This window comes from Kitasatospora sp. NPDC051853 (assembly GCF_044452665.1).
Lineage (GTDB): Bacteria > Actinomycetota > Actinomycetes > Streptomycetales > Streptomycetaceae > Kitasatospora.
Window position 1 is genome coordinate 51,517 of record NZ_JBITBY010000001.1, and the last position, 22,595, is coordinate 74,111.

21 protein-coding genes are annotated in these 22,595 nt (G+C 72.5%); 11 read left to right on the forward strand and 10 right to left on the reverse strand.

What is annotated here, in order from left to right; genetic code table 11:
• Window positions 1-41: 41 nt before the first annotated feature.
• The 3 genes from ACIA8O_RS00230 (at window position 42) to ACIA8O_RS00240 (ending at window position 1,620) form a co-directional block, all read left to right on the forward strand.
• Window positions 42-416 carry a hypothetical protein gene (locus tag ACIA8O_RS00230; RefSeq protein WP_396291215.1) on the forward strand — a complete coding sequence of 125 codons (375 nt, stop codon included), beginning with the start codon at window positions 42-44 and terminating at the stop codon, window positions 414-416.
• A gap of 93 nt (window positions 417-509) precedes the next feature.
• A complete protein-coding gene (locus ACIA8O_RS00235) occupies window positions 510-896 on the forward strand; it encodes an STAS/SEC14 domain-containing protein (RefSeq protein ID WP_396291216.1) in 387 nt (128 codons plus the stop codon).
• A gap of 364 nt (window positions 897-1,260) precedes the next feature.
• Complete coding sequence (locus ACIA8O_RS00240) at window positions 1,261-1,620, forward strand: VOC family protein (protein WP_396291217.1); 360 nt, start codon at window positions 1,261-1,263, stop codon at window positions 1,618-1,620.
• A 171-nt stretch (window positions 1,621-1,791) separates the two neighbouring features.
• On the opposite strand, the gene ACIA8O_RS00245 is transcribed toward ACIA8O_RS00240, so the two are convergent.
• The 3 genes from ACIA8O_RS00245 to ACIA8O_RS00255 form a co-directional block, all read right to left on the reverse strand.
• Window positions 1,792-2,304 carry a hypothetical protein gene (locus ACIA8O_RS00245; RefSeq protein WP_396291218.1) on the reverse strand — a complete coding sequence of 171 codons (513 nt, stop codon included), beginning with the start codon at window positions 2,302-2,304 and terminating at the stop codon, window positions 1,792-1,794.
• Between the two features lie 368 nt (window positions 2,305-2,672).
• Entirely contained in the window at window positions 2,673-3,467 is a 795-nt protein-coding gene (locus ACIA8O_RS00250) for a hypothetical protein (protein WP_396291219.1), read from the reverse strand.
• 139 nt (window positions 3,468-3,606) lie between these two features.
• Entirely contained in the window at window positions 3,607-4,104 is a 498-nt protein-coding gene (locus tag ACIA8O_RS00255; protein ID WP_396291220.1) for a hypothetical protein, read from the reverse strand.
• A gap of 129 nt (window positions 4,105-4,233) precedes the next feature.
• Here ACIA8O_RS00255 and ACIA8O_RS00260 point away from each other — a divergent pair, with 129 nt between their 5' ends.
• Window positions 4,234-5,100, forward strand: a complete 867-nt coding sequence (locus ACIA8O_RS00260) for a GNAT family N-acetyltransferase (protein WP_396291221.1) — start codon at window positions 4,234-4,236, stop codon at window positions 5,098-5,100.
• Window positions 5,101-5,107: 7 nt separating this feature from the next.
• On the opposite strand, the gene ACIA8O_RS00265 is transcribed toward ACIA8O_RS00260, so the two are convergent.
• Window positions 5,108-5,992 carry an alpha/beta fold hydrolase gene (locus ACIA8O_RS00265; protein ID WP_396291222.1) on the reverse strand — a complete coding sequence of 295 codons (885 nt, stop codon included), beginning with the start codon at window positions 5,990-5,992 and terminating at the stop codon, window positions 5,108-5,110.
• An 84-nt stretch (window positions 5,993-6,076) separates the two neighbouring features.
• Between ACIA8O_RS00265 and ACIA8O_RS00270 the strand changes: the two genes are divergently transcribed.
• Both ACIA8O_RS00270 and ACIA8O_RS00275 read left to right on the forward strand, forming a co-directional pair.
• Entirely contained in the window at window positions 6,077-6,649 is a 573-nt protein-coding gene (locus tag ACIA8O_RS00270) for a CGNR zinc finger domain-containing protein (protein ID WP_396291223.1), read from the forward strand.
• A gap of 124 nt (window positions 6,650-6,773) precedes the next feature.
• The gene (locus tag ACIA8O_RS00275; protein ID WP_396291224.1) at window positions 6,774-7,433 is read left to right on the forward strand and encodes a 4'-phosphopantetheinyl transferase family protein; all 660 of its coding nucleotides are present in this window, start codon (window positions 6,774-6,776) and stop codon (window positions 7,431-7,433) included.
• A gap of 33 nt (window positions 7,434-7,466) precedes the next feature.
• Here the strand turns inward: ACIA8O_RS00275 and ACIA8O_RS00280 are convergent, their stop codons facing one another.
• Window positions 7,467-9,131: a carbohydrate binding domain-containing protein gene (locus ACIA8O_RS00280; protein ID WP_396291225.1), complete on the reverse strand. Its 1,665-nt coding sequence runs from the start codon at window positions 9,129-9,131 to the stop codon at window positions 7,467-7,469.
• Between the two features lie 252 nt (window positions 9,132-9,383).
• On the opposite strand from ACIA8O_RS00280, the gene ACIA8O_RS00285 reads away from it, so the two are divergent.
• From ACIA8O_RS00285 to ACIA8O_RS00305, 5 genes are all read left to right on the forward strand, one after another.
• Window positions 9,384-11,666 carry a glycosyl hydrolase family 18 protein gene (locus tag ACIA8O_RS00285; RefSeq protein ID WP_396291226.1) on the forward strand — a complete coding sequence of 761 codons (2,283 nt, stop codon included), beginning with the start codon at window positions 9,384-9,386 and terminating at the stop codon, window positions 11,664-11,666.
• Between the two features lie 119 nt (window positions 11,667-11,785).
• A complete protein-coding gene (locus tag ACIA8O_RS00290; protein WP_396291227.1) occupies window positions 11,786-12,358 on the forward strand; it encodes a LemA family protein in 573 nt (190 codons plus the stop codon).
• On the forward strand, window positions 12,355-13,881 hold the full coding sequence (locus ACIA8O_RS00295) for a DUF2207 family protein (protein ID WP_396291228.1): 1,527 nt from the start codon (window positions 12,355-12,357) through the stop codon (window positions 13,879-13,881). Before ACIA8O_RS00290 ends, ACIA8O_RS00295 begins: the two co-directional genes overlap by 4 nt.
• A gap of 381 nt (window positions 13,882-14,262) precedes the next feature.
• On the forward strand, window positions 14,263-16,830 hold the full coding sequence (locus tag ACIA8O_RS00300) for a collagenase (RefSeq protein ID WP_396291229.1): 2,568 nt from the start codon (window positions 14,263-14,265) through the stop codon (window positions 16,828-16,830).
• 151 nt (window positions 16,831-16,981) lie between these two features.
• Entirely contained in the window at window positions 16,982-18,280 is a 1,299-nt protein-coding gene (locus tag ACIA8O_RS00305; protein ID WP_396291230.1) for a YhgE/Pip domain-containing protein, read from the forward strand.
• Window positions 18,281-18,347: 67 nt separating this feature from the next.
• Here the strand turns inward: ACIA8O_RS00305 and ACIA8O_RS00310 are convergent, their stop codons facing one another.
• From ACIA8O_RS00310 to ACIA8O_RS00330, 5 genes are all read right to left on the reverse strand, one after another.
• Window positions 18,348-19,499 carry a DUF5685 family protein gene (locus tag ACIA8O_RS00310; protein WP_396291231.1) on the reverse strand — a complete coding sequence of 384 codons (1,152 nt, stop codon included), beginning with the start codon at window positions 19,497-19,499 and terminating at the stop codon, window positions 18,348-18,350.
• A gap of 32 nt (window positions 19,500-19,531) precedes the next feature.
• Window positions 19,532-19,900 carry a DUF6188 family protein gene (locus tag ACIA8O_RS00315; protein ID WP_396291232.1) on the reverse strand — a complete coding sequence of 123 codons (369 nt, stop codon included), beginning with the start codon at window positions 19,898-19,900 and terminating at the stop codon, window positions 19,532-19,534.
• A gap of 94 nt (window positions 19,901-19,994) precedes the next feature.
• A complete protein-coding gene (locus ACIA8O_RS00320) occupies window positions 19,995-20,468 on the reverse strand; it encodes a GNAT family N-acetyltransferase (RefSeq protein WP_396291233.1) in 474 nt (157 codons plus the stop codon).
• Between the two features lie 130 nt (window positions 20,469-20,598).
• A complete protein-coding gene (locus ACIA8O_RS00325) occupies window positions 20,599-22,005 on the reverse strand; it encodes an NAD(P)/FAD-dependent oxidoreductase (RefSeq protein ID WP_396292096.1) in 1,407 nt (468 codons plus the stop codon).
• A 139-nt stretch (window positions 22,006-22,144) separates the two neighbouring features.
• The gene (locus ACIA8O_RS00330) at window positions 22,145-22,480 is read right to left on the reverse strand and encodes a hypothetical protein (protein WP_396291234.1); all 336 of its coding nucleotides are present in this window, start codon (window positions 22,478-22,480) and stop codon (window positions 22,145-22,147) included.
• Between the last annotated feature and the right edge of the window lie 115 nt (window positions 22,481-22,595).

A 22,595-nucleotide genomic window follows, 5' to 3' on the forward strand; every position in this document is an offset into this window, starting at 1 on the left:
TCCGTTCTTCCTCCTGCCCACCTGAGCTGCGCCGTCGTGCGGTGCTGAGGACCGTCGCGGAGAGGCTGGGCATCGGCTCGGCCGAGACCCTGCGCAACCGGGTACGACGCGACCAGGTTGACTCCGGGCAGTGCCCCGGCACGACCACGGAGGAGTCCGCGCAGATCAAGGCGATGAAGAAGGCGATCGCCGAACTCAAGCGCGCCAACGACATCTTGAAGGCCGCGGCGAGGTTCTTCGCGGCCGAACTCGACCGGCCACTATCTGCGCTCGTAGCGTTCATCGACGGGCACCGGGACCGTTTCGGCGGCGTCGAGCCGATCGGCCGCGTGCTCTACGAGCACGGCTGCAGCATCGCCCCTCCACCTACTGTGCCTTCAACAATCGTGCCCCCTCCGCCCGTTCGGTCCGCCTGACGGCAGCCGGCCGACGCCGTCCCGCACGGACGCAGTATCCCCGGCTGCACCGCCCCGCCCCCGCTCGTAGCGTGAGCACCGACCCATCGGCATGTGACGGAACGTGAGGTACCGACCGTGGTGGAGAAGCTGAGTGCCCTGCCGGAAGGCGTGATCGGGTTCGAGATCGGAGGGAAGCTGTCCGCCGAGGACTACCGGGACGTGCTGATCCCGGCACTCACCACCGCGGCCGAGGCCGGCGGCATCCGCTGTGTGCTGGTGGTCCGCGAGTTCGACGGGATGTCGGGCGGGGCGGTGTGGGAGGACCTCAAGCTCGGGGCCGAGCACCTGCGGTCCTGGCAGCGGGTCGCGCTGGTCACCGACCTGGAGTGGATGGCGCATCTGACGACCGCCTTCGGCTGGATGATCCCCGGGCGGACCCGCACCTTCCCGCTCGCCGAGCGGGCCGAGGCCGAGGCCTGGGCGGCGGCGTCCGACTGACCCCCGCGCCCCGTTCCGGTACCGGCCCCGGCCGTTCCCGAACCACCTGCACCAGGAGCCGCGATGGGCCGACCCGGCCCCGGGCCGGCCATCAGGCGCCTCCCGGGACCGTACCCCGCTGCCGGGCAGGCCGCGGGTGGCGCCGGAGGCGAAGGGCACCCCGTTCAAGCCAGCACCGACGGCCGGGCCTGCGCGGCACTCGAGCGGGCCGCGCGGAGGTCCACGGCCGGCCCGTGGACCTCCGCCGGGGGCGGGCGTCGGCCGACCGGGAAGCCGTGACCTGCATCAACACGGTGCCGAGACGCTGTCGGCGGCCCGGGTGCTGAGCGTCTCCGTCTGACGTCCCCCGTCCTGGAGGTATGCCGTGTTCAAGAGCGTGACCACCGTGATGACCTTCGCGCTCGATCCGGAGGCGTCGGCCCGTTGGTGGGGCGAGTTCCTGGACGTGCCGGTGAAGTTGGACGTCAGCGACACCGGGGCCGTCTACGCCTGGGTGGAGGTCGCCGGGGTCGAGTTGGGCTTCCACCTGGCTGACGACGAGCGCAACCCGAGGGGTGGCAGTCCGGTCGTGTACTGGGGCGTGGACGACGTCGACCAGGTCCGGGAGCGGCTGCTGGCGGCTGGCTGTGAGCACCACCGGGGCCCGCTGACGATCGAGCCGGGCCGCCGGATCGCCCAGCTGCGCGACCCGTTCGGCACCATCGTCGGCATCGAGGGCCCATAGACGGAACGCGGCGGAACGCCCGATGCCCCGCTGACCACCAGTCAGCGGGGGCACCGGGCGTTCGGTGTCACCAGCCCAGGCTTGTGCAGGCTCTCCGGCCTGGTGGTCGCCGCGTACGCCCGCAGCGTCGCTGCGGTCCGTCTGGACAGCGGCACCGGGCGGTTGCGCGAGTTAGCTCTGCCCGGCGGGGAAGCAGTGGGCACACGGAGCCCAGCGCGGCGGCACCGCACCGATCGGGAACCACTGGAGGGGCGTGCCCTGCCACCCGCGCCGGAAGTGTTCGCAATCAGCCAGGTGGTAGAAGTCGCTGGCCGCTGTGGTGAGGACCTCGTCGGGGTCCACGTCCCAGGTGCCGGGGCGCAGCGCTCGGCCGTACGTGTCGGTGCGGATACCGGCGGCGATGCCACCGTTCTTGCGCCCCGACGCTGTGGTGGTCTTGAGGCCACACGCTTCGGCGAACTCGTAGATGTCGAAGTTGGGGTCCTGGTTGCTGAGTACCTGGCCGACGACCCACATGACGTTGGTCTTCACGAATCGGGTCTGCTCGACGGTCAGGGCGTCGGGGCCGGCCTTGGTGTCATCGGCCCGGCTGTGGCCCGCGCGATCGAGGCGCCAGGGCGCATCCGACCAGTCGTGGTTGCGGATCTCCGCAGCGAAGTTGCGGGCATCACGAGAAAGAGCCATGAGACTCACTGTCCTTCCGAGGGACCTTGGCGCCCCGCCCTCCGGTTAGGGCGGTGACCAGCCGAGATTGAGGCTACGAAGACACTCCTACCGTGGCAAGAGGGTGCCCCGGCCACCGCCCTACTGGAGTCAACGTCTTCACGAGATTGGGCGCGCGCCGGGCAGGGCGTTGTCGTCCTCCCATCTGTCGACTGCTGCCTGTACGCCGACGCCGTCAACGCTGTCAACGCCATCCTCGCCCCCGCGAAGGGCGGCCCGCGGATCGGAGTCCACCCGGGCCCGGCTCGCCGCTGACGCTGCGTCCGGCGAAGCCGGAGTCGGTGTCGTCGTTGTGGTCACTGCGGTGGAGGGCGTTTGTCGGGGCGTTCTCAGTCCTGGAAGCCGAAGACTGCGACGTAGACGTCCAGGAGGACGAGGGCGAGGCCGACGAGAAGGATCGCCAGGCAGAAGAGCGTGGTCCCCACCTTGCCGATCCATGTTTTCGCCCTGACCACGGGGCCGAGGTTCTCCGGGTCGTAGGCGACCATGATCGTCGGTGCGCTGCCGCTGACGGCCGCGCCTCGGACCACGCCGTGCAGGTCGGTGTAGTCGTAGCTTCCGGGGCTCTTGCGTCGCGCCTCGACGGTGATGCCGTACCGGGGCAGGCGCCACTCGTCGTAGGGCACCCTCATCACCCAGGTGCCGAATGCGGCGGTCCCCACGCTGAAGGGGGTCAACAGCAGGAAGGCGCCCGCGGCGAGCGTCGATCCGACGATCGCCATCGGCACCGCCACCCCGACGGTCACGAGGCCGACGGCCCACGCCCCGAGCTTGACCTTGCGCCGGTACGCCTCGTCCTCGGACTCCACCGTCGCGCCCTCGGTGACGAGGGACGTGCCGTCGGGCTCCCGCTCCTCGGGCAGGCTCGCGGTGATCGCGTCCGCGAACACCGTGGCCGCCGTCGCGCTCACGCCCCGGATCCGGTACACGGCCGGGGTCGTACCGGGCGGGGCCGTGAGCTCCACGGTCAGGGCGCGGCCCTCCGCGCGGACCTCGCGGACGGCTTGGAGCGGGAACCGCTTCTCCTTGCGCCGCCGGCTCAACACGAGGGTGTCGTCCTTGGCTTGGAGGGTGGCCCCGCCGGCGCCCCGGAGGACGGGTACGGGCGAGGTGGTGTCGGACATGGGCGTTGATCGTAAAGGGGGGAGGCCTGCGGGACCAGCGTTGTGACCGCACAGGGTCGGCGAGATGGCACCGGTGAACCGACGGAATGCCTCGGACGGTCCCTCCGACGACGTCGGAGGCGTCGGTTCGTGGTCCAGGTCAGTGGGTGAAACGCGGGTCCGAGGCGTCGTACCGGTATCCCCGGGACAGGACTGCTGCGAGCTCGGCCTCTCCGTGCGCCTCGAACCACGCGCGGAGCAACTCCTGTGCGGCGCTGTGGCGTTCGGCCACCTCGCGCAGCAGTACGACGGCTTCGGCCAGCACTTCGCCTTCCGGCATGTCCTCGTCGTCGACAGCCCCGGCATTGCCGTCATCCACTGCGACGACCCTGACCCGGCGCGGTGCCCCGGGGACATCCGGCAGCGGGATCAGTTTGACGAAGTACGAACCCTCGAAGAAGTAGAAGTCATGCATTCCACCGTCGAGCGCCCCGGCGACCGCAGTCCCCATCGAGCCGAGCACGGAGAGGACCGCATCGGTCCACCCCGAGGCCGGGAAGTCCCGGCCGCCCAGCGTCAGCCAGACCGGGCCGTCGACGAAGACGGGATCGCGGGAGTCGATCTTGAGCTTGCCCGGAACGACCTGCACGTCAAACAACTGTCACTGCTCCCGTGTCCGCGGAACCGCACCGGTTGCGGCCCCTGTTACGGCCTGGTGCTGTGACCGGAAACGTTAGCCGGGTTGATCAGCGGGCACAGGGCCAGTGGTCTTGGGTAGCCTCGCCCCGTGGTGGATCAGGAGCAGTACGTCCGGTATCGGGAAGACGCGAAGGTGTTGGCAGCGATCGGGGAGCACGTCGAGGCCCAGGTCGGCCGCGTCACCGTCCAGCTGCCCAAGGACGTGGCCGATGCCGCGGTGGCCGCGTGGGAGCGTGACGAGGAGGGCGGGCGCGCTGCCGAGTCCCACGAGGAGTTCATCGCGCGGGATCGGGCCGCGGAGCTCGCGTTCATCGGTCTCGCGATCTCCGAGCGCGGCCGTAGGGAGGGTGAGGACGTCGTGGTCGACCTCGATGTCGCCTCTGCCGGCGCGGCCCTGCGGGCCTCGCAGTGGATGGGCCACGGCGGCCGGCAGTCAACCGCCCCAGCGCATGCCCTTGCCCTGCCGACGGGCAGACCGGCGAACGTTCCGGCCACCGCGCTAGGCTGTCCGGCCATGAGCGTTCAGGTGGGACCCGCGGGTGAGGCGGACGGGGAGCTGGTCGAGGCCTTCGCCCGCCTGCTGCCGCAACTCTCCGGCAGCGTTCGGCCGTTGGACCGGGAGACGGTGGCCGGGCTGCTGGCCTGTTCGGCGAACACGGTGCTGCTCGCCCGGCTGGAGGGGCGCATCGTCGGGATGTTGACCCTGGTGCTGCTGCCGTTGCCGAGCGGGCTGCGGGCCCGGATCGAGGACGTGGTGGTGGACGCCGGGGCCCGGGGGCACGGGGTGGGCGCGGCGCTGACCGCCGAGGCCGTCCGGCTGGCCGGGGAGGCCGGGGCGCGGACGGTGGACCTGACCTCGCGGCCGTCGCGCGGGGCGGCGAACCGGCTGTACGAGCGGGCGGGCTTCGAGGTGCGGGGATCGGTGGTCTACCGCCGGGTGCTGGAGTCCTCCTGACGGGTGGTCAGGGCTTCCAGGTGCGGTCCAGGAAGTCGGCGATCAGCGGGGCGATCTCCGGGAGGTGGTCCTCCAGGGCGAAGTGGCCGGTGTCGAAGAGGTGCAGCTCGGCGTCGGGGAGGTCGCGCAGGTAGGCCTCGGCGCCGGTGGCGGGGAAGAAGGCGTCGTTGCGGCCCCAGAGCACCAGGGTGGGCGGGGTGTGCTCGCGCAGCCACTGCTGCCAGGCCGGGTAGAGCGCGACGTTGGAGTGGTAGTCGAAGGCGAGGTCCAGCTGCGGCCGGGTGCGGCCGGGCAGGTCGAGGAAGTGCTGGTCGAGGGTCCAGCCCTCGGGGGCGACCAGCTCCGGGTCGGTGGTGCCGCCCTCGTACTGGCCCCTGGTCATCGGGAGGGTGAGCAGCTCGCGGACGGTCTGCTCGGCTCCGGGCTGTTCGGGGCGCAGGGCGATGAAGTCGCGGGCCATGGGGGAGAGGCCCTCGGTGTAGGCGTTGGCGTTCTGCACCACCAGGCCGACGATGCGGTGGGGCTGACGGAGCGCCAGGCGGAAGCCGACGGGGGCGCCGAAGTCGAAGGCGTAGAGCACGAAGCGGTCCAGGCCGAGGAGTTGGACGAAACGCTCGGTGACCTCGGCAAGGTGGTCGAAGGTGTAGGCGAAGGGGCCACCGGTGGAGGCCGGTGCGGGGGCGTCGCTGTGGCCGAAGCCGGGGTAGTCCGGGGCGATCAGGCGGTAGCGGGTGCCGAGGGCGTCGATCAGGCGGCGGTACTGGTGCGAGGCGGAGGGGAAGCCGTGCAGCAGGAGCATCACCGGGGCGTCGGGATCGGCGGGGAGGCTCTCCCGGTAGAAGAGCCGCAGGCCGTCGACGTCGAGGTGGCGGTGGCGGACGCGGGCGAGCATGTCTAATGCCTCCTTGTGGGTTGGTGGCGTTAGCTTCTCGCGCACTCTTCTAATGTGTCAAGGGAGTGACTTAGCATTAGTGACATGGCTGACCCGCTGATCGGTGAACCACTCGCCCTGGACCTGCTCAACACCCGCCCGCGGGACGGTGACCGGCTCGCCGATCCGGCGGCGCTCCGGCGCTGGCTCGAACTCCAGGACGCCCGTGGCCTGTTGGAGGTCCCGGCGGTGACCGGGCCGGCCGAGCTGGCCGCCGTCCGGGAGGTGCGGGAGCTGGCGGCGGTCGCGGTGGGGCGGGCCCGGCGGGGGGAGCCGGTGCCGGGGGCGGTGCTCGACGCGCTGAACGCCCGGCTGCTGGCGGCCCCCCTGGTGGGAGAACTGCGGCCCGGCCCGGCCGGCCCGGTGTACCGGCTGCGCCGCACCGGCCCGGCCTCGGCCCGGTTGGCGGGTGAACTCGCCGAGGCGGTGGCCGAGTTGCTGACCGGCGGGGAGGTGCTGGCCGCCGTGCGGGACTGCGCCGCGGAGGACTGCGGGCTGGTGTTCGTGCCGGTGAACCCCCGGCGCCGCTGGTGCTCGCCGGCCACCTGCGGCAACCGCGCCCGGGTCGCCCGGCACTACCGCCGTCGGCGGGACGGGGGAGGGCCGGACGGGTTGTAGGGCGGAAGGTCCTGTCGGTTTCCGTCGGCCGGCCGGTCGGGCTGGTAGGTCGGTGTGGGCGGGGCCGGGCCGGGGCGGCCGGGTGGAGGGTAGGCTCGGGCGGATCGAGTGAGGGAGGCGTGCGGTGGAGCCGCTGGTGGTGGTCGCGGGCAGTGCGGAGGTGCTGGCACGGGCCGGTGCGGGTGAGGGGCTGCTGACCGAGGTGGAGCGGGCCCGGGCGGCGCGGTTCCGGCACGAGTCGACCCGGGAGGACTTCGTCGCGGCCCACGTGCTGGTGCGCGAGTGCGCCGCGCGGCTGCTCGGTACGGAGGCCGCCGCCCTGACGCTGCTTCAGCGCTGTCCGGACTGCGAGGAGGAGGGCCACGGGCGGCCGTACCTGGCGGAGCACCCCGAGGTGCGGGTGAGCCTCTCGCACGGGAAGGGCGTGGTGGCCGCGGCGGCCGGCTTCGGCCCGGTCGGGGTGGACGTGGAGCAGCCGTCCCGGGGGATGGTCGCCGAGGTGGCCGAACGGGTGCTGGCCCCGGCCGAGTTGGCGCGGGTGAAGGAGCACGCGGAGCCGGAGCGGGCGTTCCTGCGGCTCTGGGTGCGCAAGGAGGCGCTGATCAAGGTCGGCCGCGCCACTCTGGACACCCTGGCCGGGGTGGACCTCTCCGCCCTGCCGCTGGACGGCTCGCCGCTGCGCGGCAGTTGGGACGGGCTGCACCTGCTGGACTGGGAGGACGGGGCGCGCGGCGCGGTGGTCGGCGCGGTGGCGGACCGGGAGCCGCGCCTGCTGGAGCTCTGACGCTCCGGCAGGCGCGGCCCGGTCACGAGGAGATCAGCCGGTGAAGCCGGCCGTGATCTTGGTGTACTGCCAGTCGGTCTGGGTGGTGCCGGAGCAGGTCTCCTGCACGCCGCCGCCGGGGCACGGCCGGTCCCGGTTGACCGACCAGAAGGCCAGGCGGGCGATGTGCTTGGTGTTGGACCAGTCGCGGATCTTGGTCCAGGTGTCGGTGCTGGTGAGCTCCTGCTGGTCGCTCAGGCCGTTCATGCCGCTGATGCCGAGGTGGGCGTAGGCGGTGGCGTCGTCCCAGCCGAAGACGGACTTGAGCTTGGTCTTCAGGCCCTCGGCCGCGCTGATCGTGTTGCCGTACATGTCGGCGCCGCCGCCGAAGTCGAACGGCATGATGGTGAAGACGTCGATGTTGGCGTTCAGCGCCTTGGACTGCTCGATCAGGCGGTTGCCCCAGGAGGTCGGGCCGCTGGTGGCGGTGCCGAAGGTGAGGATGGTCCGCAGTCCGGGGTTGTTGTTCTTGACGATCTTCAGGGCGGTGATGACCCGGTCCTGGACGGTGGCGTTCTCGAACTCGTCGGTGTTCTCGATGTCCACGTCGATCGCCTTGAGGCCGTAGGCGTCGATCACCTTCTGGTAGGCGCCGGCCAGGGCCTCGGGGGTGGAGCAGTTGGGGCCGAGCTTGTTGCCGCTCCAGCCGCCGATGGACGGGACGACGTCGCCGCCGGCCGCCCGGATCTGGTTGATGACGGTCTGGTCCACGCCGCCGAGCAGCGGCCGCTGGCTGTCCCAGGTCGGGTTGCAGCCGTTCTGGGCCAGGATGAAGGCCATGGTGAACCACTTGATGCCGGTCGCGTTCATCACCGTGGTCGGGGACGGCGGGTTGCCCCAGCCGTTGTAGAGGTACGGCGCGGCCTGCTTGAAGCCGGGCGGCGGGGTGGTGCCCGGGTCGGTGGTGACGCTCACCGGGGCGGAGGCGGGGGAGGTGTTCCCGGCCGCGTCGCGGGCCTTCACGGTGAAGGTGTATGCGGTGTTGGCGCTCAGGTTGGAGACGGTGGCGCTGGTGCCGGCCGTGCTGGTGGCCAGGGTGGTGCCCTGGTAGACGTCGTAGGCGGTGACGCCGACGTTGTCGGTGGCCGCGCCCCAGCTGAGCGAGACCGTGGAGGAGGTCTTGCCGGTGGAGAGCGGGGTGCCGGGGGCGGTCGGCGCCTGGGTGTCGTTGCTGCCGCCGGGGCCGTCCAGGCTGATGTCGTCGGCGTAGTACGTGCCCTGGCCGTACCAGCCGTTGAGGTAGATCTCGGCGCTGGTCTGGCTCGCTCCGGTGGTGAAGGAGACCGAGAGCTTGGTGTAGGCGGAGGCCGACGGGGTCCAGGTGGAGGTGCCGCCGGTGACGCCCAGGTAGACGTAGCTGCCGCGGACCCAGCCGCTCAGCGTGTACGCGGTGTTGGGCTGTACCGCGACGGTCTGGGTGCACTTCGCGGTGTCGCTCGAACTCACCGCTCCGGCAAGCGCCTTGGCGCCGCCGTGGACGGGGGTGGAGACCACCGAGCCGAGGCCGCCGGTGCAGGACCAGCCGGAGAGCGTGCCGGTCTCGAAGCCGGGGTTGGTCAGCAGGTTGGCCGCCTGGGCGGTGGTCGGCGCGGTGAGTGCCGCCGCGGCCGCCAGGAGACCGGCGCCTGCTGCGGAGAGCAGGCGGGTACGGGTACGCAAGACGAGTACCTCCAGTGGGGGATGGTTGGTACCGAGCGGACGGTCCGTCAGGACACGGGGGGCCGGGGCATGGTCGGTGCACGCCCCGGGGCTTGACGGCGTCGCGCAAATGGTATGGACCTGTTGACGCTGTGGTCCAGTCCTCCTACATTCATCCTCACATCGCCCAGCGCGATTCGGCCGTCACCCGACCGGACGGCAAGCACGGTTCTGCAACCCCCTGTACGGATCCCCCACACCCACAGGAGAACCATGCCCACCCATCTCAGGAGCAGGCTGCTCGCCCTGCTGAGCACCCTGTTGCTGCTCCCGGTCGCCCTCCTCGCCACGCTCGCGGCCCCACCCGCGCACGCGGCCGGACGGCTGACCGCCACCTTCACCACGGCCGACAACGGCTCCTGGTGGAAGGGCACGTTCGTCGTCCGCAACGCCACCACCACCGCCGTCACCGGCTGGACCCTGGAGTTCGACCTCCCGGCCGGCGTCACCATCAGCGGCAGCTACAACGGCGAGGCCACCGTGACCGGCCGTCACGTGGTCGCCAAGAACGCCTACTACAACGCCACCGTCCAGCCGAACTCCACCACCGAGCCGTACAGCTTCTGGTTCGTGGCCACCGGCCCGATCGGAACCCCGACCGGCTGCACGGTCAACGGGGACAAGTGCGACGGCACCCCCGACGTGCCGCCGGGCGCCCCCGGCAAGCCGGTGGTCACCGCGCTGACCACCAGGTCGGCCGCGCTGAGCTGGGCCGCCGCCACCCCCGGCGACTACCCCGTCGCCTCCTACGAGATCCTCAACGGCACTGCCGTGGTGGGGACTTCGACCGGCACCTCGGGCACCGCGACCGGGCTCACCCCCGCCACCGCGTACAGCCTGACCGTCCGGGCCAAGGACACCCGGGGCAACGTCGGGCCGGTGAGCCCGGCGGTGCAGCTCACCACCACCGACCCGGCCAGTGACCCGGTGCCGCCCACCGCACCCACCAACCTCCGTGCCACCACGGTGACTTCGACCGCCGTCACGCTGGCCTGGAACGCCTCCACCGACAACGTCGGGGTGGTCTCCTACGACGTCCTGCGGGACGGCGCGGTCACCCAGACCGTCACCGGCACCACGGCGACGGTGGGTTCACTGGCCCCGGCCACCTCCTACACCTTCACGGTGCGGGCCCGGGACGCGGTGGACAACCCCTCCCCGCTCTCCGCCCCGCTCACCGCCACCACCGGTGACCTGGCCGGGCCGGGCAAGTACACCCGGGTCGGCTACTTCACCCAGTGGGGCATCTACGGCCGCCAGTACTTCGTCAAGAACCTCGACACCTCCGGCTCGGCCGCCAAGCTCGACGTCATCAACTACGCCTTCGAGAACATCGACCCGGTCAACCTGACCTGCCTGGCCGGCGTCACCAAGGGCACCACCGCCAACCCGCAGGACCCGGACCAGGGCACCGGCGCGGGCGACGCGGACGCCGACTACGGCCGCCCGTTCAGCGCGGCCCAGTCGGTGGACGGGGTGGCGGACGACGGCTGGGGCAAGCTGCGCGGCAACCTCAACCAGCTGAAGAAGCTCAAGGCCAAGTACCCGCACCTCAAGGTCGTGGTCTCGCTGGGCGGTTGGACCTACTCCAAGTACTTCTCCGACGTGGCGGCCACCGACGCCTCCCGGCAGAAGTTCGTCAAGTCCTGCCTGGACATCTGGATCAAGGGTGACCTGCCCGCCTACAACGGGGCCGGCGGTCCGGGCGTGGCGGCCGGGATCTTCGACGGCATCGACCTGGACTGGGAGTGGCCGGGTTCGCCGGACGGCCACGCCGGCAACCACTGGAGCGTCAACGACAAGGCCAACAACACCGCGCTGCTGGCCGAGTTCCGCAAGCAGCTGGACGCGCTGGGCGGCTCGCACAAGCTGCTCACCGCCTTCACCCCCGCCGACCCGGCCAAGATCGACCAGGGCTGGGACCTGTCGCAGATCTTCAAGTACCTGGACATCGCCAACGTCCAGGGCTACGACTTCCACGGCGCGGGCAGCGACAACTCCTGGGAGCCCAACCGGGCCGGCCACCAGGCCAACCTCTACGCCGACGCCCAGGACCCGTACCCGGTGAAGTTCTCCACCGACGCCGCGGTGAAGGCCTACCTGGACGCCGGGGTCAACCCGCGCAAGCTCACCATCGGCTTCCCGTTCTACGGCCGGGGCTGGCAGGGCGTCACCGACGGCGGGGTGAAGGGCGAGTGGCAGTCCGCCACCGGTGCCGCGCCGGGGCAGTTCGCCGAGGAGGCCGGTACCCGCGGCTACAACAATCTGATCACCACCTTCCCGAACATGACCGTGGTGCACGACGAGCAGTCGGTCTCCACCTACGGCTACACCGGGGCGGGCGGTCAGTGGTGGACCTTCGACGACGCCTGGTCGATCGGGAAGAAGGCCGCGTACATCAAGAACAAGAACCTGCTCGGCGCGATGATCTGGGAGATGACGGGTGACACCCCGTCGGGCACCCTGATCAACGCGCTCGACAGCGGGCTCAAGTAGCACCGCGCACCGGCCCGGAGGAAACCCCCTTCGGGCCGGTGTCCCCGGCGTGATATCCATGGGATCTTTGCCCGACCTCCACGGAGTGCGAGGTCTCTTCCCCTATGGAGGTCGACACCGTGGGTGTCCTCATCGGCGTGCTCGTCGCGGTCCTGGTCCTGGTGGTGCTCCCCGTGTGGTGGGTGGTCCGGACCTACAACCGGCTGGTCCGGCTGCGCAACCAGACCAAGGCGTCCTGGGCGCAGATCGACGTCCAGCTGAAGCGCCGTCACGAGCTGATACCGAACCTGGTGGAGGGCGCGCGCGGGTACGCCGCGCACGAGCGCGCCACCTTCGAGGCCGTCATCGCGGCCCGCGGCGCGGCCACCGGCGGCGGCCTCACCGTGGCCGGCCAGGCGGCGGCGGAGGACGTGCTGACCGCCTCGCTGGGCAAGCTGCTGGCCCTCGGCGAGAGCTACCCGCAGCTCAAGGCGGACCGTCAGTTCGCCAACCTGCAGGCGGAGCTGACCCTCTCCGAGGACAAGATCGCCTACGCCCGGCAGTTCTACAACAGCGCCGTGCAGAGCTACCACAACGCGCTGGAGAGCTTCCCGGCCAACCTGGTCGCGGGCATCGGCGGCGCCCACGGCCACCGCGAGTACTTCGAGGCCGGCCAGGCCGTGGACGCGCCCACCGAGGTGAGGTTCGCGTGAGCCTGGAGACCCAGCTCTACTGGGCCGCGCTCGGGCTGGCCGTGCTCTGGTTCGCGGTGCTCGGCGCCGCGCTGGCCGCCACCCGCAACGGTGCCGTGCAACCCGGGCCCGCCACCCAGGAGTTCGGCGAGGACCCCGAACCGCCCGCCCTGGTCGCGCTGTTGGCCAACCACTGGCGCTCCGTGGACAACGCGGCCGCCGCCACCCTGCTGGACCTGGCCGCCCGGGGCCACCTGGAACTGCGCCAGCCCGGCGACGACCCGGCACGGACCACCGTCCACCTGACCGGCAAGGAGGCCGAGGGGCTCGCCCCGTACGAGCGGCGGGTGCTGCTGCGCGCCGCCGAGCGGGCCGGTGGCGCCGGTGCCCCGATCGGCGCGATCGCCTTCCGGGCGGAGGAGCGCTCCAAGACCTGGAACGCCGCGCTGCGCAAGGAGATCGTCACCGAGGCCTGGGTGCGCGGGATCTCCCGCCCCCGGTTCGGCCCGGTGCTGGTCGGCCTGCTCGGCGTGCTGGCCTGCACCCCCGGGGCCGCCCTCGCGGGCGCCGGGCTGGCCGGCCACCACGGCATCCGCGGCGTGATCGCGGCCGCGCTGCTCCCACTGGTCCCGCTCAGCTGGGTGCTCACCCGGGTGCTCGGCCACGAGCGGGCCACCCCGCGCGGCCTGGAGCGGGCCGGCCACTGGGCCGGGGTGCAGGGCTGGCTGCGCGCCCACGAGGAGTTCGGCCACCTGCCGCCCGCCGCCGTCACGGTCTGGGACCGCTACCTCGGCTACGGCACCGCGCTCGGCGTCACCAGCGGTGCGGCCCGGCTGCTCGGCTTCGACTCCGGGGACAGGCGCCGGGTCTGGTCCTCCTACGGCGGCACCTGGCGGCCGGTGCGCATCCGCTACCCGAGGCTGCACCTCGGCTTCGGCGCCGGCACCGGCAAGCTGCTCCAACTCGCGGGCGCCACCGCGCTGGTGGCCGTCGCCCTGGTCCTGTTCGTGGCGCTGCGCCGCCCGGAGTGGGCGGTCACCGGGCCGGAGGCGGAGCACTCGCTGCGCCGGGCCGGCCTGCTGCTCACGCTGGGCTGGGTGGCGATCGCCCTGGCCGGGATCGCGGTGGCCGAGAAGTTCGGCCGCTGGACGCTGTTCGCCGCCTTCCTGGCGACCATGCCCGGCAACTTCGCGAGCGGCAACGGCTGGATGGAGCACGCCTTCGAGACGCCGGGCCCGCTGCTCGGCGAGAGCATCGCGATCGCCGTCTTCTCGCTCCTGACGGTCTGGTACCTGGTGCTCGCGGTCCGGGAGCGCGGCGCACCGCTCACCCTGACCGGCGAGGTGCTGCGGGTGGAGCCCCGCAAGGACGAGGACGCCCCGCTCTTCCTGGCCCTGGACACCGGGGACTCCGAGCGCACCACCGCCTGGGCCCTCCCGGCCCGCCGGGCCACCGTCCACCCCGGCGCCCTGGTCCGCGTCACGGTCTCCCCGTCCACCCGGACCGTTCGCACCATCGAGGCCGTGGCACCCGTCCCCGCCTGACGCACCGCTGACGCACCCTCGGCGCCCCGTGACCGGTCCGGTCACGGGGCGCCGTGCTGCGCGCGGACGGCGCCCGCCCCGGATGAGAATTCCGCGCGCGCCCCGCAGGCCCGGGCGGCCCGGACGCGGGGCGCGGCCCCGGGGCGTTTTCGCCGCCCGCGTGGTGGTCCGTGCCGGTTTCGGCGGGCGCCCGGTAAGGAGTGCCTGGTCAGCACGGTCGTGACCCGGAGCGTACGCGGGTGTCCGGCGAGGGTCTGCCCCGGGTATGTCATATGAACTGTGACATTGTTCTCTGGCGCCAAGGGTGGCAGGATGCATGCCAATTCCCCCATCTGCCGCCTGACGTCCCGTGAGTTACCCCCACAAGAAGAGGACTTGGCCGTGCGCCTGCGCATACCCCTGCCCACCCTCGCAGCAGGCCTGGTGGCCGGCTGTATCACGGCGGGCACCCTGATGCCCGCCGCCGCGACCGCCGCCCCCACCTCGGTCGGCGGCAAGCCGTCGGCCGTCACCGCCCCCGCGGCCCCCAAGCCCGCGGGTGCGTTCTCGGAGTCCGCCGACTCCGAGCGCTTCGAGGAGTCGACCGCCCCGCTCTCGCCCGAGGTGCTCAGCCAGCCGGTCGAGCTGAAGGGCACCGGAGCCGTCACCAAGGCCCCGGAGCACTCCGGCAAGGTGGCCGGCAAGACCGCCGGGTCGGCGGCCGCGGCCGCCGCGGCCGCGAGCTGCACCCCCGCCGACTTCAGCTCGCGCACCGGCGCCGACCTGGTCGCCTTCGTCCAGGGCTCGACCACCGAGTGCGTCTCGACGCTCTTCGACGGCGTCAACGCCACCACCGCGCCGGGCGTCTTCAAGCAGTCCCAGATGCTGCCCGTCGCCGCCGCGTACAAGGAGAAGGCCTCCGCCTACGCGGGCAACAACGGCAACAGCATCCTGCAGCTGGTGCTCTTCCTCCGGGCCGGCTACTACGCGCAGTCCAACTTCTCGACCACGGTGGGCAGTTACGACACCAACCTGACCACCTCGGTCAAGGCCGGTGCGGACGCCTACTTCGCCAACCCGCGCTCCAACGACGTCAGCGACGCCAACGCCGACACCCTGCGCGAGTCGCTGGTCCTGACCGACAGCATCAACCTCCAGGGCAGCTACCTGGACGTCTACAAGCGCTACCTCAACGCGTTCGACAAGTCGTACGAGGCCAACACCAAGATGGCCGGCGCGGTCAACGCGATCCTGCGCTTCCCGACCTGGCGCGGCTTCTGGAACCCGCAGTTCACCAACGCGCTGACCGCGGACACCAGCCTGCTCACCACGCTCGGCGACTTCGCCGTCAACCACCGGGACCTGTTCGCCGGCACCAACGGCGGGATCACCGCCAACGCGGGCAACAACCTGGCCAAGCTCTCCGGCGTCAACGCCACCATCGCGGCGGTCGCCCGCCCGCAGGTCAAGCGGGTGCTCGACGCCGCCCCGATCCCCGGCCCGTACGGCGCGCTCTGGGTGAAGACCGCCTACCAGATCAGCGTCAGCTGGCCCGGTGACTGCGGCACCTACGGCACCTGCGACCTGCCGGCCGTGATGACCGCCAAGGTCCTGCCCAACCAGCTGACCTGCGACAACCGCATCCTCAAGGCCCAGGCGCTGTCCCGCGCCGAGCTGGACGCGGTCTGCGCCAGCCTGCGCGGCCAGGACGCCTTCCTGCACGACGTGGTCAAGGACAGCGGCCCGATCCCGAACCAGTACGCCAAGACCGTGGTGTTCGGCATCTTCGCCAACAAGGCCGACTACACCACCTACTCGTGGCCGATCTTCAACAACGGCACCGACAACGGCGGCCAGACCGTGATGGACGCGACGGACCCGAACAACCAGGCCCGCACCGTCATGTACCAGAAGTCGTGGAACCTCAACGACACCGCGCGGGTGTGGAACCTCAACCACGAGTACACCCACTACCTCGACGCGATCTACGACATGAAGGGCAACTTCACCACCCAGATGTCGGTCCCGACCATCTGGTGGGTCGAGGGCCTGGCCGAGTACGTCTCCTACGCCTACCGCGGCGCGACCGACGTCGACGCGATGGCGCAGGCGGCCAAGCACACCTACAAGCTCAGCGAGCTCTTCCAGACCACCTACGGCAACGCCGACTCCACCCGGGTCTACCCGTGGGGCTACCTGGCGGTCCGTTACATGCTGGAGAAGCACCCCGCCGACGTGAAGACCATCCTCGACCGCTTCCGGGTCGCGGACTACCAGGGCGCCTACGCCTTCTACAACGGCCTGGGCACCTCCTACGACGCCGACTTCGACGCCTGGCTGAACACCTGCGCCGCCGGCGCCTGCTACGCCCCCGGCCCGACCGCGCTGTTCGACCAGACCGTGAACGGCGCCACCGTCAGCCTGACCGACCGCTCGGTGCAGACCGGCACCGGACGGATCGTCAAGTGGAGCTGGAGCTTCGGCGACGGCACCCCGGTCTCGGAGCAGCGCAACCCCAGCCACACCTACGCGGTGGCCGGCTCCTACACCGTCGCGCTGACCACCACCGACGACACCGGCCGCTCCGCCACCACCCCGACCACGGTCACCACCCTGGTCAACGGCGGCCCGGTCACCCTGCCGGCCTGCACCCAGACCCGCCTGGACGAGCTCGGCCGGAACTGCTCCCGGTCCGACCGCGCCCGCACCCAGGGCAACCTGGACTACATGTACCTCTACCTGCCGGCCGGCACCACCACGCTGAAGGTCACCACCTCCGGCGGCACCGGCACCGCGGCCCTGTACTACAACGCCGACACCTGGGCCTCGCCGAGCGCCTTCACGGCCTCGTCGACCCAGGCCGGCACCACCCAGTCCATCACCGTGAACAACCCGACGGCCGGCTACCGCTACGTCAGCCTCCACGCCGTCACGGACTTCAGCGGCGTCACCGTCAGCGCCCAGTTCTGACCCGACCCCGATCCGGCAGGCCGCGCCCGGCGGCCGGTGCCCCGTGCACCGGCCGGCCGGGCGCGGCTGTGTCGTGCCGCGGGCGGGCGCCGGCCGCGGCCTATGGTCGAGGGGAAGCGGCGGCCGTCGCCCCCCGAGCCCGTGGAGTGGAATGTCCAGCGCGATCCCCCCGAAAGCCCCCGGACCGCAGGCCACCGCCGGGCGGGTGCTGCGCCGCTGGAAGCTCTGGATCGCTCCCGGGGTGCTCAGCGCGCTGGTCACGCTGGTGCTCTCGCTGCTCTACATGGGCGGCATCCTCACCCCCTCGGAGAGCCTGGACCGGCTGCCGATCGCGCTGGTGAACTCCGACACCGGGGCGCCGCTGCCCGGGCAGCCGGCCAACCTCGGCACCCAGGTGACCGCGGCCGTCACCGGCGGCACCCCGGCCGGGCAGGTGGACTGGAAGGTGCTCGACCGGGCGCAGGCCCAGGACCAGCTGGACTCCGGCAAGGTCTACGGCGCCCTGGTCGTCCCCACCGACTTCACGGCCACCGTGGCCGGACTGACCACCGCCCAGGCCACCGTCCGGCCCGCCCTCACCGTGCTGACCAACCCCGGGATGGGCAGCCTCGGGTCCTCGCTGGCCGCCCAGATCACCCAGAAGTCCGCCCACCAGGTCTCCCTGACGGTCGGCAAGCAGCTCACCGCCTCCCCGGCACTGGCCGGGGCGGACGCCACCACCCGGCTGCTGCTCGCCGACCCGGTGGAGGTGAGGACCCAGGTCGGCCACCCGATCGGCGCCCGTACCGGGCTCGGCCTGAGCGCCTTCTACTACACCCTGCTGCTGGTGCTGGCCGGGTTCCTCTGCGCCAACATCGTGCACAGCGGCGTGGACACCGCGCTCGGCTACGCCGACACCGAGATCGGCCCCTGGCACACCCGCCGCCCGACCGTCCCGATCAGCCGCACCCAGACCCTGGTGCTGAAGATGGTGATGACCGCCGGGCTCTCGGTGCTGACGACCAGTCTGGTCATGGTGGCCACCGTCGCGATCCTCGGCATGGACGCCCCGCACGGCGTGCTGCTCTGGCTCTTCTCCTACTGCGCCTGCCTGTCGGTCGGGCTGGGCGTGCAGGCGATCAACGCGGCCTTCGGCAGCATCGGGCAGCTGGTCGCGATGTTCGTCTTCATCGCGCTGGCCCTGCCGTCCTCCGGCGCGACGGTGCCGCTGGAGGCGGTGCCCGGCTTCTACCGCTTCCTCGCGGTCTTCGAGCCGATGCGCCAACTGGCCGCCGGGGTCCGGTCGATCCTCTACTTCGACGCCCGGGCGGACGCCGGGCTGACCCGGGGCTGGATCATGATCGCGATCGGCTTCGTGGTGGCGCTGGCCTTCGGCTTCGCGATGACCCGGTACTACGACCGCAAGGGCCTGGACCGGATGGTCCCGCAGCCGGGCCCGCACCCCGCCTGAGCGCTCGTGGGTGCGGGCCCCGCCTGAGCGGTCGGGGTGCGGGCCCCGCGTCCCGTCCGACGGGGTGTCAGCAGTCGCAGCCGCAGCCGTCGCACCCGTCGCAGCAGCACCCGTCCGAGCAGCAGCTGCAGCAGTCCCCGCAGCCGCTGCAGTCGCAGTTGCCGCAGTCCGCGTTGGCACAGGCCCCCTCCTTGCGCTGCCCGGAGAACGGGTCCTCGTGCTCGCAGCAGAGCAGCTGGCAGGTGCAGGCCATGAAGGCCCACATCGCGCAGGCGGCCGGGAGGGAGCGGTTGGGGCGGGGCGGCTCGGGGGTGTGCGGCGGCTGCCCGGGTGCCTGCGGCGGAGCCTGGTGGGGGTGGGAGTGCGCGGTGGGGGTGAAGACCCGGTCGACCGCGCGGCGGGTCTCGTGCACCAGCAGCCGGTGCGGCAGCGCCGGGGAGGTGAACTCGACCTCCTTCAGGGCCAGTTGGATGCCGTGCACGGCGTCCCGGCAGAGCCGCTCGGCCTCCGCGCGGTCGGTGCCGGTGGCGGTCAGCGGGTTCCAGGCCCCCGTCCGGGCGTCCTCCGCCTGGTCCTCGGCCGCGTCCAGCAGGTGCGCCAGCCGGCCGAACAGCCGGCCGACCTCGTGCAGCGCGGCCGCGTTGCCCGGCCGCCCGGCCAGTACGGCGGTGTGCGCCACCGCCTCGGCGGTGGCGGTCTCGGTCGGCTCGGTCACGGCCAGCACCGGGCTGCCCAGCCCGGCCGCGCGCTCCAACTCGCCCTGCCGCCGGGCGGCCCGGACCAGCACCGCGGTGTCGAAGCCGACCGCCTCGCCCGTCCGCCCGCTCTGCCGCCCCCAGCGCCGGGCCACCACCCCGGCGGCCCCCGCCACCGGCCGGCGGGCGAACGCACCGTCACCGTCCAGCACGTGGTCCTCGACCTTCACCGAGGCCAGTGCCAGCGAGACCGCCGCCGCGAGCCTGGCGCCCTCGCCCTTCGCCACCGAGGCGCCGCGCATCCCGCGCAGCGGGCAGGGCCCGGCCTGGCGGCGGTCCGGGCCGGCCGTGGACTGCGCCTCGACCAGGACGGATATCACCAGCCCGTCGTAGTTGGTGGCGGTCCTGGCCAGCTGCCCGTGGTCGTCGCGCAGGGCCAGGCAGAGGCCGCACAGGTGCGCCAGCCACTCCGTGCGCAGCGATTCGGACAGGCTGTGGCGACACGGTCTGATGATGCCGAACATGGTGGTGCTTCCCCCCGTGCGATGACGCTCCGTCACCCCGTAAGGTACCCGCCGGGCTCCGCGGTGAACAACGGCCCGGAGGGGCCGGACACCTGCCACGGGCGGTGCACCGTGTCGGCCGGCACCGAGAGCCGGCGTCCGCAGTCGAAGGCCAGCTCCAGGCCCCCGGCCGGGGTGACCGCCGTCCCGGTGATCCGGGCCCCGGCCAGCTCGGCCAGGCCGCCGGCCACGTCGGTGCCCAGGTGCGGGTAGAAGTGCTCCACCCCGCCGGGGGTGCGCAGCCGGAAGTCGCTGTCCACCAGCACGGTCAGCTCCCGGTCCAGATCCAGCCTGACCCGGCCGCCGCCGCGCACCCGCTCCACCCGACGGCCCGTCAGGGCCTCGGCGATCGACTCGGTCATCCGGCCTCCCGGCACTCGTTCGCGCAGGGGCCCATTGTCATGCCCGGCCACCCCTTGGTCACGTACCCGGGCCGGGGACCGTCGACGCGGTCGCTCAAGGGCCGAGGGTGAGGTCCATGCCGGGGTAGGCGCCGTCCACGAACCCGGCCGCCCGGTAGACCGGTTCGCCCGCCGCGCTGGCGTGCAGCTGCACGTAGTGCACCCCGAGCGAGCCGAGCCAGGCCGTCAGCGCGTCGACGATCCGGCGGGCGTGGCCGTGGCCCCGGGCGGTGACGTCGGTGACCATCCCGTCGACGTAGCCCCGGCGTCCGTCCGGGCGGGGCGGGGACGGCAGGTGGTGGGTCACCCAGGCCAGGCCCGTCGCGGCCAGCGGCTCGCCCGGCGCCCCGCCGACCACCAGGCAGCGCAGGTCGTCCCGGCCGGTGAGCCGCTCGGCGAACCAGTCGTGGGCGGAGGCCCGCCAGGGGGCGTCCGCCGGGCCGGGGTCCACACCGAGGCCCGCCAAGGCGACCGCGCGCAGCCGCACCAGTTCGGGGATGTCGGCGGGGGTGGCCGGGCGCGGGTCCATCGGGCGCTCTCCTCGGGGCGTCGTGTCTGCTTCCGTTCGGCAGCCTAGACGACGGGTCGTGGACGATCGGAGGCGGCCCGGGGAAGGGTTCTTGACGGAGGATCAGCCCCCGGCGTTCAGCCCCCGGCGTTCACCGCCCGGCGATCCGGTCGGCGACGCGGGCGATCGGGGAGGTGGTGGCGCGGCCGTCCGCCTCCTGGCGGTCGGCCGCGTGGTACGCGGCGTACATCCCGTGCACGCCCAGCCAGCGGAACGGCTCCGGCTCCCAGCGGCGGACCGAGTGGCCGACCCAGGGGAGCGAGGTCAGCTCGGTGTGCTCGCCGAGCACCAGGTCGCGCAGGGTGCGCCCGGCCAGGTTGGTGGTGGTCACGCCCGAGCCGACGTAGCCACCGGCCCAGCCGAGGCCGGTGCGGCGGTCCAGCTCGACGGTGGAGCACCAGTCCCGGGGCACGCCCAGCACCCCCGCCCAGGCGTGGTCGATCCGGGCCCCCGCGGCGGCCGGGAAGAACCGGCCGAGCACCTCGCGGAGCTGACGCACCGTCTCCTGCTGGGTGGTCCCGTCGCTGTCGGTCCGCGAGCCGAAGCGGTACGGCACGCCGCGCCCGCCCAGCGCGATCCGGTCGTCGGCGGTCCGCTGCGCGTACATGTAGGCGTGCGCGAAGTCGCCCAGCACCTCGCGCCCCTCCCAGCCGGTCTCCGCCCAGAACTCCGGCGGCAGCGGCTCGGTGGCGATCATCGCCGAGTTCATCGGCAGCCAGGTGCGGCGCTCGCCGCGCAGCCCGGCGGTGAACCCCTCGGTGGCGCGCAGCACGTGGGTCGCCCGGACGGTGCCGTACGGGGTCTCGGCGCTCGCCGCGGCGGTGCCGCGCGCCGGGTGGATCGCGGTCACCGGGGTGCCCTCGTGGATCTCCACCCCGAGCCCGGCCACCACGGCGGCCAGCCCGCGGGCCAGCCTGGCCGGCTGGATGCGGGCGCCGTGCGGCGTCCAGGTGCCGCCGAGGACCCCGTCCACCCCGATCCGGGCGGCCGCCTCACCGGCCGTCAGCACCCGGAGGTCGGTCCCGCCGAAGGCGTGCTCCTCCTCGGCGAAGGCCGCCAACCGCTCCAACTGGGCCGGGGTACGGGCGACTTCGAGCACGCCGCCGCGGACGATGTCCGCCTCGATGCCCTCGGCGGCGGCCACCGTCACCACCTCGTCGACGGCCTGGTCCATCGCTCGCTGCATCGCCTGCGCGCGGGGCCTGCCGTAGCGGCGGGCGAAGGCGCCGCGGCCGGCGAAGCCGTTGTACAGCCACCCGCCGTTGCGCCCCGAGGCGCCGTAGCCGCAGAACCGCCGCTCCAGCAGCACGATCCGCAGCGTCGGCTCGGCCTTCTTCAGGTAGTACGCCGTCCAGAGGCCGGTGTAGCCGCCGCCCACGATGCACACGTCCGCGGTGCGGTCGCCGTCGAGCGGCGGCCGCTGCTCCGGCAGCCCGAGGGCCGAGTACCAGAACGACACGCCCCCGTTGACCACGGGACCGTTGGGGGCGGAACTCACGGTGCTCACCGCTGCGACCTGCCTTGCCTCGACGTAGTCCCGGGAGGTTACCGCCCGCTGCCGGACCCGGGACACGGACACCCTGTCAGCTCCGGGGCGTCGGTGCTGGCAGGGTGTCGGGGGTGCGGGCCGGTGCCGGTCAGTCGCCCATGAACCAGAGGTAGCTGCCGGGGGTCGCGGCGCAGAGCGCGAGCAGCTCGGCGAGGTCGTGCACGGCTGCCTCCTGCCCCGGGCCGGCCACGCGCCGGAGCAGTCCGGGGATCTCGGTGAGCGCGGCCTCGGCCTCCTGCTCGTTGAACATCGTGTCGCCGTACGGGTCGACCCAGGGCAGCTTGCCGGGTTCCTTCGCGTTCAGCAGGCCCAGCGCTCCGGCCAGGGCTGCACCGTGCTGGTAGGAGCCCTTGATGAGCGTCTCCCGTGAGGGGTCCCACTTCTTGGAGGGACGACTGGAGTGCAGTTCGATCTCGATGCCCACGGGATGTTCCTCACGGTCGGTACGGAAACCGATCCTAGGGGCCGACGGGACGTTCTCCCGCCTGCGCCGTCCGGGCGGGCCCGAAACCCGGGTGCGGCGGCGTGCCACCGTTCGA